This window comes from Polyangiaceae bacterium, assembly GCA_016715885.1.
GTDB lineage: Bacteria > Myxococcota_A > Polyangia > Polyangiales > Polyangiaceae > Polyangium.
On record JADJXL010000002.1, the window covers coordinates 109191 to 121833 of the forward strand.

The following is a 12643-nucleotide window of genomic DNA, read 5'->3' on the forward strand; positions in this document are numbered from 1 at the left end:
TGGGCATGATGCTTTCATGCGTCGGCCCGAGCTTCTTCTCCTTGCGCTTCTTTCCACTTGGCAAACCCTTGGCTGTACGGTGCCCGATGAAAAGCAAGCACCGCCCGAAGTGCTTCCTGGGCCGGCCGAATGGAATCGTGACGTCGTTCCGCCCGCGGATACCGAAGCGGAAACGGCGCGAGCTGCATGTACGTACACGGCAGGAGCGCTTCCGGCGGAGACGCAGGGCGAATCGCGACCTTACGGCAAAGAGATTCCCATCGACCACATTGTCGTGGTCATGATGGAGAATCGCTCGTTCGACCATTATTTCCAAAAGCTCCCAGAATATGGTCAACCCGATGCCGACGTCGCGCCGGAAACTTACACCAATCCCGATGCCAATGGGATGCCCGTGGCTCCGTTCCGTGACACCGATTTGTGTTTGGTCGATACCAATCACGAATGGACCGGCACGCACGAACAAATCAATGGCGGCCAAATGGACGGGTTTTTTGCGACCAACGACGGGTGGCACGAGCTTCCTGCGGGCGCAAACATGAACGAAGCGTATCGTTCTGGCAAACGAGCGCTCAGCTATTACACATCGGAGGACTTGCCGTTTTATTATTGGCTCGCCAATGAATTCGCCATTGGCGACCGATACTTCTCGTCCATGGCTGGTCCCACGTGGCCGAACCGCATGTATCTTTATGCGGCATCCTCTTTTGGAGCAGCGCACAATACCATCGTGACGTCGGGTAATACGCTCTTCGACTATTTGGAGCAGCGTCAAGTATCCTGGAAAATCTACTATTCGACGTCACCGGGACTTGGCGTTTTAACCGACAAATTCATCAAGTTCAGGCAGGAGCTCCCGGAACGCTTCGGCACGTTCGCCGATTACCTCGCGGATGCTGCTGCGGGTACGCTACCGTCCGTCGCCTTCGTCGATCCAGGCATCGCGCGCGAAGGGTATGATCAGAACGACGAGCATCCACCGGCCATTCCCATGTTCGGAGAACAGTTTGTCGCAACCGTCGTGGATGCACTCACCAAGAGCCCGCAATGGAGCAAGTCGGCGTTTTTCTTGACGTACGACGAGCACGGTGGGTTCTACGATCACGTTGCGCCGCCCAAAGCATGCCCGCCTGACGATATCGCTCCGGATCTCGAGCCCGGTGATACCGACGCCAAATTCGACATGCTCGGCGTGCGCGTTCCGTTCATCGTCGTTTCACCCTACGCCAAAAAGCATTACGTAGATCATCGCACGTACGACCACACGTCGATCGTTCGCTTCATCGAAGCGCGGTTCCAAATGCCTGCTTTGTCGAATCGTGATGCCAATGCCGAAGCACCGTGGGAAATGTTCGACTTCGAAAACCCGCCTCATGCCACACCGCCCACGATTGCGCTCCCGCCCGCGGTCGATCAAGCCAAACTCGATGCGTGTGAAGCCCTCTTCGATCCGTAATCTGCTCTTCGGGCTCGCGCTCGTTGCATCCGGTTGCCGTAGCGCTTCGCCCGATGCTTCTGCACCGGATGCTGGGGCATCTGCACCACGCTCGTCCAGCTCATTCGCGAACGCTACCCCTCTGCCCGTTTTACCCTTTGCGCCATTGGCAGGTGATCCCGCCCGCCGAGCACTCGACGCGCATTCATCGCTCATTGCCCGTTTGTCGAAAGACACCGTTTCTCCGGACGACCGCGATTACCTCGCTTTTCGCAGGGCGCTCGCCGCCGGGGCTCCTCTTTGGCGCCGCCGGGAAATGCTTGCCGGCGAAGTCATCTTCGGTCCATTGCGATCCGTCGATGAAGCCGGGGGCGCTCTTTCTCGGCTCGACGCGGCGCTCGTGCAAACCGATCCAAAAGCAGCACGCGAAGCGCTCGATACCCTGGGCGCCCCTTTGCGACTGTTTGTCGAAACCTCGAAGACCATCGCGTTTTCGCCATCGATCGTCGCTCAGGGATTGTCGACCGCGGCGTATGACCTTGGCTTGCTCGCGGCCGAAGCGAACCCCGGTCTTCCCGATGGTTTGCCCGCGGTTCTTGCGGATTGCCTCGGAACACTCGATTTCATCGAACGTGGTGCCGACATTTTGGCGGCGTCGGCTGCGGGAAAAACCGCCGAAACGTTGGCCGCCGTCACGTTGCAGATTGCGCCCTTGCGAAAACGATTGGACGATGCAGTTTCGCCGGGCGTATTCGAAGATCGCGCATCGTTTGTCCTGATGACGGGCAAACTCGGCGTCGCGCTGCGTCGCTTGGCAACGAGCGCCGGGCTTTCGGTAAAACTTCCGTATCGCCCGCGCGTGAGCGCGACGCCCAATGAAATCGACGAACCCGTATCTGCCTTTACCGTTCCTCTCCGCAATGTGGGTGACGATGCATTGGCCGATGCATGGGTGGCATTGGGGCGCGCGTTATTTTTCGACAAACGACTTTCGACGGGTGGCGTGAGGGCGTGCGCAACGTGTCATGTCCCCGAAAAAGGTTTGTCCGATGCGGTTGCTCGACCCCAATCGTTGGATCCATCGGTAAAACTGCGCCACACGCCCACGCTCCTTTATGGTTCCTTGCAGGCCGCGTATTTGTGGGACGGCCGAGTGCTCACCGCTGAACGTCAAGCGCTTGGCGTCATCCATGCCAAGGCCGAGATGGGTTTGTCCGATGACGAAATCGTCCGCGTCCTCGAGCGAGCCGACGAGCTGCGTCCGCTCTTCGCGGCCGTCGCGGCGCCGAAGGTGACGCCGGACGTCGTTGCGCGCGCGCTTTCGGCCTTTCAAGCTCGCGCGTTTGTCCCGACCGATGCGGACATCGATCGCTTCGCTCGCGGTGAAGAAGGCGCCTTGTCGTCCGCTTCTCGCGCGGGCTTCGACGTCTTCGCAGGCAAGGGTCGTTGTGCACGTTGTCATGTGCCGCCGCTGTTCGGAGGTTCGCGTCCGCGCGACTTTGCCGTGCCGATCTTCGCGGTGCTCGGCGTTCCCACGGCTCCAGACGCGACGACGATCGATCCTGATCTCGGCCGCGGATCCGTGACGCATCGCGCCGCGGACGAACATGCTTTCAAAACGCCCACGGTGCGCAACGTCGTGCGCACGGCTCCCTACTTTCATCACGGCGCGTACCGCACGCTCGAACAAGTCGTCGACTTCTACGATCGAGGTGGTGGTCGAGGGCTCGGTTTGTCCGTGCCGAACCAAGATCCCGACGTACGCAAGCTGAGCCTATCCGTGGACGAAAAGCGTGTCCTGCTCGAATTCATGCGCGTCGCGCTCGTCGACGCAACACCGCCCGACAAGTTGGTCGTCAAACGATTGCCCGTGCCCTAGCTTCGGCGACCAAGAGCGAGCTCGAGGGTGTTATCGTCTCGACGAACCTTCGCACTTGTGGCATTCATCGAAGAGCTCATGGGCCCTGCAAAACCTGACAAATCACGAGTGATCCTCGACGATGACGACGCGCCGCTCGGCGATGCCGAAGGCGAAGAGCTGGACGACGAAGGCGACGAAGGCGAAGACGTTCCTTGCGTGGTTCTCGGGCGTTTGTCGGATCTCAAAGGGTTTGGTGATCCGGCGCTACTTCGCAAGCATGGCGATCGGCCCGTCTGGTTCATGATTCAGGACGATGCCGACTTCATGACGCTTTTCGACAAGCACCCTGAAAGGCCCGTGCCCCCTGCTTTGTCGCGATCCATCATGGATGTGTTGCGTTCATTTGCCGCGGCCGAAAGCGATGCGCTGCAGATGGTGCTTGGTTCGACCGACGCCATCGAGTTTGGATTTCACGAGCGAGCGTCGATGGACGATGTTGCGGAGGCGTTCGAGGACGACGGGTTCGACGTCGCATGTGTGCTTCGCGACGGCAAAGTCGTCGAGGACGTTGACGACGAAGATTGATTCTGCATTGGCACGCGCATGTTCGCGCGTTTTGCGACGAAGAAGTTGCCACTCCCCGCTTCTTTCAGGGCGCCGTGTCGCGTGCGATTTTGTTCATGAGCCGTCCGGCGGGCCATTCACGGCGTGATGCATTTTACGTGAACCAGCAAACGATTCGACGTCCCTCGGCGGGGCGTTCGGATTGGTTTTGACATCGATGGTTTCTGCGGTGGCGAAGTGTTTTCGCGAAATGCGACGTCGAAAATTTGGTCCTCGAGGGGTTCTCCGGGGGACAATGCCCACGGTGAAACAATTTTTCATTCAGGGCCTGGGTTTGCGGGGAAGCCGTTTTCACCCGCTGCAAGAGCCTGAATTTGCTCCTGGGCTGGGGTTTGGGGGCGCTTTTGTGCTCCCTGGCTGGTCGAGTGAACAGGCATGGAGCAGTTAAGGAATCGAGCCGAACGATGGTGGGCGGTCGGCGGCAGCCATCGAACGGGATCCGTCGGCGCTTTTTGCATGTGCAGAAGCCGGTTCACACGCGGCATGGGTGGATACGAGCAGGCGGCATTGAGAAGGGTATGTGTCGAGGGTCAATGAGTACCAACTGTGGCATTGCTTTCAGCGGCGACCGGAATCTCGAATTACCGCACAAACGTGCACGTCCGGTTTTGCTTGCAATCTTGAGATCTCGTAGAACTGAAATCTACCTTGGTCGTCGTCGGATGCGGGGCGAAAGGCAGAGGCCCAATTTTTCGCGGATTTTCCGCGGGTTTGAAGAAATCGACGGATCCAGGCAACTTCGAATGAATTTTCTTCGCGCCTCCTGCAACTCATCTGTTACCGTGACTTGTCACATCGCGTCCCCGTTTCAACGCACTGCATCGACCTCTATGCTGAACCTTTGGAAAGGATGAGTCGTCTTGATCACTTTTCCCTTGGTATTCAGTTATTTTCGGCGAGGTGACTCATGATTCGACGTACAAGGTTAGAAGGCCGAAGCTTTCTTCGTTGGACGTTGGCGTTTTCGGCAATGGCGTCCATTGCGGCGTGTGGGGCGGAGAGTCCCGACTGGGTTTCGGAGGAATGGGACGAAGAATCGCAGACGTCTGCGGCGCCTCCGTTTTTGCCCCGTCCCGTATTGCGGTCACCCAAGCAGATTCCTCCTGAGCTTCAAGCAGCGCACATTCGCAGCATTCAAGAAGGTGCTCCGGAAAGTTATGCGGCGCGGAGCATCGGAGCGGGTGAGTTTCGCATAACGAACCCTGTTCACAGGTTCGAAGGGGCGATGAACAGTGGCGGTATCGATCTCTCGCCTCCCGATGCATCGTGGTCCTTTTCTCTCCGAACGACGGCTGTCGGTTGCGAAGACGCGCTGGTTTCACTTGCCGAACCCACGGTCGACGCGGAAGGGAATCGAATTCGTTTTTCGCGGCCAGAAATTCAAGAATGGTATTTGAATGGGCCGTTCGGTATCGAGCAAGGGTTTGTCCTCGACCAGGCACCGAATTGCCAGGGGCCGAAAGTCATTCAAATGATGACGGGCGGGGATCTTCGTCCGGAGCTCGACGACGCGGATAGCCGTGGTGAAACGATCAAGCTCGTCGGGGTCGACGGAAAAACCGTGCTCGTCATGTCGCACCTGTATGTGAGCGATGCGGATGGTAAAACCTTGCCCGCGTGGATGACCGTAAAGTCGGGCGCGATCGCCATTCATGTGGACGACCACGGCGCGACGTATCCATTGAACGTCGATCCCTTGATTGCGATATTGCAACAGAAAATCCCCACGCCTGACAACGTGCCTGGCGGACAATTCGGCTATGGTTTGGCGTTTTCGGGCGAAACCGTGCTCATTGGTGCGCCAAAGAGCAGCGAAATGGGGTTCGAGGCTGGTTCGGCCTATGTTTACGTTCGGAACAACGGCGTTTGGACGCAGCAGGCCAAGCTCTTGCCACCGGCCGGCGACGGGGAAGAGCGCGAATGGTTCGGCTATTCCGTGGCATTGTTCGGCGATACCGCGATCGTCAGTGCGCCCAACGACATGGAGTTCGGGATATATGGGCCACCGCGACTCCCGTCGGGCGCAGCATACGTGTACGTCCGAAATGGCACGGTTTGGGACCCAGTGCCTCAAGCAAAACTCGTTTCCAACGACATCGCCCCCGGCGACATATTCGGCGTTTCCGTCGCGCTTTTTGGCGATACCGCATTGATCGGAGCCCATGGTGACGACGACAAGGCCGATCGGGCCGGTGCTGCCTACATTTTTTCACGCACGGGGGGCGTGTGGACCCAGCAGCAAAAGCTGATCGCAAGCGATGGTTCGACGTTCGATATTTTCGGGGTCACCGTTGCCCTTTCGTCGGATACGGCGGTCGTCGGTGCGGCGTATGACGACGATAAAGGTAATGAGTCTGGGTCGATCTACGTTTTCGGATCGAATGGCGTCACATGGGTCGAGCAGCAAAAATTGACTGCACCTGATGGTGCCGCAGGGGACCTCTTCAGCTATTGGGCTTCGATCTCCAACGATACGCTGTTCGTTTCCGCGGCGACGCACGACCATGGCGGCATTGTCGATTCCGGCTCGGCCTACGTATTCATCAAAGGCGCGAGCAGTTGGAATTTCCTCCAGGAATTGACGGCACCCAATCCAATGCCGAACGATTTGTTCGGCTCGCACGTGGCCGTCTCAGGCAATGGTGCCGTCGTTGGCGCTCAGCAAACCGATGCACCCGCGTCCAACTCGGGCGCAGCCTATTGGTACGATCGCAATGGTCCCACGTGGACTTTGCGACATAGTTTGCCCGTTTCGCCCGGCATAGCCAATGAAAACTTCGGCTGGACCGTCGGTATTTCCGGAAATACGGTCGCCGTGGGCGCTCCGTTCGACGAGCCAAACAAGGCCACGAATCCTGGCTCCGTTTACATCTTCGTCGAATGCGCTACGAATGGAACGGCTTGCGACGCTACGACGGATTGTTGCAGCGGTTCCTGCGTCGACGGCGTTTGTTGCGACACGCAATGCGGTGGCGGCAAGACGGACGATTGCCAAGCGTGCAGCAAAGCCGCTGGCGGATCCGTCGACGGCACGTGTTCCCCCATTGAAGCCGGATTTGCTTGCCGTGGATCCGCAGGCGCTTGCGATGCGGCAGAAGTGTGCGACGGCGTGGATACGGAATGCCCGGTCGATGGCAAAGTCGCTGCCGGTACGCAATGCCGTGCGGCCGCCGATCTCTGCGACGTCGCCGAAAGCTGTGATGGCGTGACAAACGATTGTCCGTCCGACACGGCGGCTCCCGCTGGAACCGAATGCCGCGCTTCCGTTGGTGGATGCGATATCGCTGAAACATGCGACGGCATTGCTCCAGCATGTCCACCCGATGGCAAAGTTGCGTCCGGCACTTCATGCCGCGCTTCCGTTGGCCCTTGCGACGCCGCCGAAGTATGCGACGGCGTGAGTGGCGTTTGTCCCGCCGATAATAAATTCCCCGCAGGCGTGGAATGCCGAGCTTCCGCCGGTGCGTGCGACGCTCCGGAGGTTTGTAATGGCACGAGCGATACCTGTCCCGACGATACGAAGCTCCCTTCGGGCACGCAATGCCGAGCTTCCATAGGTGCTTGCGACAGCGCGGAAGCTTGTGATGGCACGAGCAACGAATGCCCGACCGATACCAAACTGTCCATGGGCACCTTGTGCCGAGCTTCTGCCGGCATTTGTGACCAACCGGAAACGTGCGACGGCTCGAGCGACAAGTGCCCCGACGATACGAAATCGCCAGCCGGTGTCCTTTGCCGCGCGTCTGCGGACGTTTGCGACCAACCGGAAACGTGCGACGGCACCAATGACGTTTGCCCCGCCGATACGAAGCTCCCTGCAGGCACGCAATGCCGCGCCGCAGCCGGCGTATGCGACGACGCCGAAACGTGCGACGGATCGACCGATGCCTGCCCGCCCGATACGAAACTCCCGCTTGGCCAAGTTTGCCGTTTGCCCAAGGGCCTTTGCGACGAATTCGAATTCTGCGACGGCGCGACCAACGATTGCCCGCCCGACCTGAAGACCCCAGCGGGCGTTTTCTGCCGCGCACCCAAAGGGCTCTGCGACGAACCCGAAGCGTGCAATGGCGTGAGCGATGCCTGCCCAGCGGACCAACTCACCTCGGCGGGTATTCTCTGCCGTCCCGCTGAAGGAATCTGCGATATTCCGGAAGCTTGCACCGGCCAAAGCGCTCAATGCCCCGCAGACCAGGTCGGCCCCGCAGGCACGATTTGCCGCGAGCAATTCGGTACGTGTGATCTTGCCGAAGCGTGCGACGGGAAAAACCCGACGTGCCCCGACGACTCCAAAGTCGAGACCAACATTCCGTGTCGCCCCGCCGGTGCAGAAACAGGCATCGATGCCGAATGCGATGCCATCGAATTCTGCGGTGGCGAGGACATTTGCCCCGAAGACGCGTTCGTGCCGAATGGCACGCCTTGCGCCAAGGGCACGAAGATCTGCGAAAATGGCAAATGCGTGGAGCCCCCGCCCCCCGCTGACATGGCTCTTTACGGCGGCGGTCCGCTGTGCCAAACCAATCCCGTCGGGTCGTCCACTTCGCGTTGGTCGTTGGCATTCCTCGCCATTGCCATCGGCTCGCTCCGCCGTCGATTCCGCTCGTCGAAACATTGAGCTCCCGTTCATCCAAACAAACCCCTTCGTCCGGTAAAACCGACGCCGACACCCGCATCGCCAGTTCCCTGCGCGCGCGGGCTCGCAAGGCGTTCGGTGCGCTTCTTTCGGGCTTTCAAGACGCCGATCGAAAAGCCCAAGGCGCTCTCTCCAGCGGCCAAGAAAACGCCATTTACCCAGGCATCGTTACCGCCGTCCTGCGTCTCGTCGTCGTCCTTTTTGCAGAATCTCGCGCCGTTCCAGCGCTTGCCAAAATGCCTGGGACGCTACGGGAGCTCCACGGCCTTCTCGCGGCAAGCGCGGCGCTCGAACAGCGCTGCGACGCGTGGCTGCGTATTCAGGATGCGTTTCGCCGAATGCACGCATCGTCGAAGCGCTCGCCGGAAGCCGCTGCGCTCTTCGATCCGGCGCTCACGCCATTTTTGGCCGCCCCGCTCTCCGACGCTGCGGTCTTTTCAACGCTCGACGCGCTTTTCCTCGGCGACGGCGCGCCCGTGGACTTTGCCGAGCTCGATGTCGAGCACTTGGGCACGTTTTACGAAGGCCTCATGGCTTTCGACGCTGCCGATTCAACGAGCCATTACGATGTTTCTGCCGCAGTCGACCTTCGCGAAGCCGCAGGCGATGCACGTCGGCGGCTCGGTGCTCATTACACGTCGCGCGTCATCACACGTATCGTCGTCGACCGAGCGCTCGCGCCGCTCATTGCATCGGATTCATCGCCCGAAGCGCTGCTCGATCTTCGTATTTGCGACCCCGCAATGGGCTCGGGCGCATTTCTCCTCGAAGCGTGCAGGTATCTCGCCGAAAAACTCGTGCTTGCGTGGGATCGATCGGGACAAACGCATTCGGTTTGTCCTGGAATGAACGTCACGCTTTACGCACGAAGCCTCGTCGCGCAAAAATGCTTGTATGGTCTCGACAAGAACCCTCGCGCCGCCGAGCTTGCGCGCTGGGCATTGTGGTTGCTCACGTCGAGCCACGCATTCGAGTTGCCGCTCCTCGACGAACATCTTCGATCCGGTGATTCGCTCGTGGATGCGGCAGCGCAGCAATTGCAGTTTTCTCGTGGTTTTGCGGACGCGTTTCATCGCAGGCATCGACCATTCGTATGGGAGCGGGAATTCCCCGACGTGTTTGCCCGTGGAGGCTTCGATGCATTCGTCGGGAACCCTCCGTGGGTTTCGTATGCTGGTCGTGCCGCGCAGCCGCTCGACGACGATTTGCGCAAGTATTACATGAAAACGAATCCGGCATTCGCCGGATATCGTAACTTGCAAGGAATGTTCGTTTGGCGATGCGCGACCATGCTTCGTCCCTCCGGGCGGTTGGGATTCGTATTGCCATCGTCCATGTCCGAGCTGGGCGGGTATGCGCCCACGCGGCGCGCGCACGAACGGCTCTGCGAATGCGACGACGACCTTCCTGATTTCGGGGACGTATTCGACGACGTATTTCAACCCAGCATGGCCTTGCTCTCGACGCGGCGTCCCGCGGCCATTGAAGTCGAAATGGCAAAACCATGGCCCATTCATCGAGCGGACCTCGATGAGGCTGCAGTGAATCTCCTCGCGCGACTTGCGGCACTGCCAAAATTTCCGCCCGAGCTCTTTGGTGAACGGGGATTTCAATCCATGGGGGACGATATCCATCATCTTCACGCGCAAGACGCGCCCTCCGGCGCATTGCGTACGGGCGTGCGCGTGGGAGGCGACATCGAGCCTTTTTTGCGTAAGCCGCCGAAATTTTATTGCGATCCACGAGTTTTCGGATCACGTTTTCGCCCCGACGCGGAATGGCGCAGCGTTCGGCTTTTCGTTCGGCAGACGGCACGATATCCCATGGTAGCGCCATCCGACGGCGGTGCATTTCGTAATTCGATCTTGGCGGGTTTTTCTTCCGAAACGTGGAGCCAGTTTTTCCTGCTCGCATGGCTCAATTCGTCCCCCATTCGCTGGTATCATTACACGCAAAATCGTGACGCTCGCCAAGGAATGCCGCAAGTCAAGATTGCCCACCTGCGGGCGCTTCCGGCGCCGCCCACCCGAGCGCTCGTCGAAAACATCGAAAACATCGGTCGTCGCCTTGGTGAACGTAATGCCGGTATCGCTGCGTCGGAACAAACCGAGCTCGATGCCCTCGTCGCGGATGCGCTCGACCTTGGACCTGCCGCAAGGCAAATCGTGGCCTCGTGGGCTGCGTCGATGACGTCAAAACAAAGCTGACAACTGGTACGAGCTCGTAGTAACGTGCGCGCATGCACTCGTTCGTTCCCGTTTTGCTCTCCGCTCTCCTCCTTTTTCCCGCGTGCGCGACGTCTTCCGCACCCACCGACGCGACGCCGCCTCCTTCGCCCGCAGCGACGGCGCCTGAAGCAACGACGCCGCCCGACCAAGCGGCTCTAGCGGCCGATCCGAATGCTTGTCCGCTTGGCAAGTCGGACACGTGGAACGCGTGCGTGGGCAAACTCGTGGACATTCGCGGTCAAGCGCCCAAGTTCGTCAATCAGCACCCCGTGCTGGCGCCTTTGAGCCCTCCCGGTGGCGATCAGCCGACGATTCATCAGAGCTACCTGGAAACATCCGAGGGCAATCAGATCATCGTGCTTTCGCGGCAGGATGTGAAATGTTCGGGAGCCATGCGGGTCAAGGGCAATTTGCGTGCAATTGATCTCGGTGGTCCCGATCGCACGAAAGAGAGCTACCGCGGCTGGGCCATCGACGACGCCACGATCGTTTGCGAATGAACGGGATCAAGGATTGGTGGGCGAAAGCCCGGCAATCCATTCGCGCACGCATTCGAGCTCCAGGCCATTGAAGGCTGGTTTGCCGATGGGCATGGGTGATCCGCAATCCGGTAGCGGCAAGAGCTTTTGGTAGATCAAGCTCGCTTCGGGGAGAACCGGGTCTGCCAATAGGCCCGGACAATCTCGCGCCGGTTTGTCCACGATTCGGCTTTCTACGCCGGGCGCAATCAAGTCGAGGCCCGCGGCTGCATTCGCCCCTTCGTGGCAAATCGATCCGGCACAACGCTGCACGAACAGTTCATGGATGTCGGGGCACGTTCCCGAAGCGCCACCATCGAGAAATCGTTCGGGGTTTTCGAGTTCTCCCGGACAACCCAAAAACAATAATCCTGCGCAGACGATGGCGCATGCGGGAAGCAGCTTGCGTGTGAGGAGTGAATGATTATCGCCCATATTCGATCCCGAGTTTGACACTGCCGAATTGATCCAGTGCACCACCGGCCACGTAGGCATCGCCTGGAATCGGCACGAACGAGGAAAAGAAACGCGTATAATCGAAAATCAAATGCAATCGCGTATCTTTGGCGATGCCCAGTCCAAGCCCGAGTCGCGCGTCGATGCCGTTGATCGTTGGATCGCGAAATCGTTCATAGACGCTGCCGTCCGACAGCGGCGCCAAGTAATCGAATGCGGCCATGAGCGACAACCGCTTACCGAGCGCGACTTCACCGCTCGCGCCGACTCTTACGAAACGGTACGTAACTGTTGGGATTTCTGCTGCGAGGGGTCCGGTTTCGGCGAAGGAAAAACCGAGCCATCCGTAGCCGATTGTCATTGCAATTTGCGGAGCGCGGGCATGTTTGCCGAGACGAACCGGGACACGGAGCGCGAGGTCGCCGTGATCCCAACTCGTTCGAATGTCGTTGCCATCGTCGGTGGAGGACGTGAGCGAAGGAGCGAATGCGTAATCGAAGCCGAGCGCGGCGTGTTCGAGGACGGGCACGCGGGACCAGGCGAAGGGTCGGATGTCGCCTCCGAAAGTCACGAGCGGCACGCCAGCGACGTCGTACGGCCGAAGGTTTGTCGCAATCACGAGCGGGTCCGAGTAGGCGAATGAGCGCGCGGCGAGTTCGATCCCTGCACGTAGCGAGTAGCCCACGTTCGGCGGTGATTCAGCGGTGCTTTGTGCGTGCGCGACGCTGGTGAGCGATGTCAACGGGAGGCTTAGGGCAACGAAGAGCGAGCGGCGCACGGCGGTACAGTAGCGAGCTTCGGCCGCGCGTCGAGCCTTTGGTGCACATAACAAAAATTCACCTGGACGCCCCATGCCTTTTGCTCTATTCTTGCAGCGTCTGCGCGGGC

Annotated in this window: 8 protein-coding genes; 6 read left to right on the top strand and 2 right to left on the bottom strand. The window is 59.6% G+C overall.

Translation table 11 applies throughout. The features are described from left to right. Nucleotides 1-16 precede the first annotated feature (16 nt). The 6 genes from IPM54_03905 (at nt 17) to IPM54_03930 (ending at nt 11281) form a co-directional block, all read left to right on the top strand. Nucleotides 17-1456, top strand: a complete 1440-nt coding sequence (locus IPM54_03905; protein ID MBK9258958.1) for an alkaline phosphatase family protein — start codon at nt 17-19, stop codon at nt 1454-1456. Continuing rightward, on the top strand, nt 1434-3314 hold the full coding sequence (locus tag IPM54_03910; GenBank protein ID MBK9258959.1) for a hypothetical protein: 1881 nt from the start codon (nt 1434-1436) through the stop codon (nt 3312-3314). Before IPM54_03905 ends, IPM54_03910 begins: the two co-directional genes overlap by 23 nt. 57 nt (nt 3315-3371) lie before the next feature. After that, nucleotides 3372-3881 (top strand): hypothetical protein, encoded by a 510-nt coding sequence (locus IPM54_03915; protein MBK9258960.1) that lies wholly within the window; start codon nt 3372-3374, stop codon nt 3879-3881. A 946-nt stretch (nt 3882-4827) separates the two neighbouring features. Beyond that, complete coding sequence (locus IPM54_03920; protein MBK9258961.1) at nt 4828-8535, top strand: hypothetical protein; 3708 nt, start codon at nt 4828-4830, stop codon at nt 8533-8535. Continuing rightward, nucleotides 8532-10760, top strand: a complete 2229-nt coding sequence (locus IPM54_03925; protein MBK9258962.1) for an N-6 DNA methylase — start codon at nt 8532-8534, stop codon at nt 10758-10760. Before IPM54_03920 ends, IPM54_03925 begins: the two co-directional genes overlap by 4 nt. Before the next feature lie 32 nt (nt 10761-10792). After that, nucleotides 10793-11281, top strand: a complete 489-nt coding sequence (locus IPM54_03930; protein MBK9258963.1) for a hypothetical protein — start codon at nt 10793-10795, stop codon at nt 11279-11281. Nucleotides 11282-11287: 6 nt separating this feature from the next. Here IPM54_03930 and IPM54_03935 read toward each other — a convergent pair whose 3' ends face one another. Beyond that, nucleotides 11288-11734 carry a hypothetical protein gene (locus IPM54_03935; GenBank protein MBK9258964.1) on the bottom strand — a complete coding sequence of 149 codons (447 nt, stop codon included), beginning with the start codon at nt 11732-11734 and terminating at the stop codon, nt 11288-11290. Further along, nucleotides 11724-12374, bottom strand: coding sequence for a hypothetical protein (locus tag IPM54_03940; GenBank protein ID MBK9258965.1), 651 nt, complete (start codon nt 12372-12374; stop codon nt 11724-11726). Before IPM54_03940 ends, IPM54_03935 begins: the two co-directional genes overlap by 11 nt. Between the last annotated feature and the right edge of the window lie 269 nt (nt 12375-12643).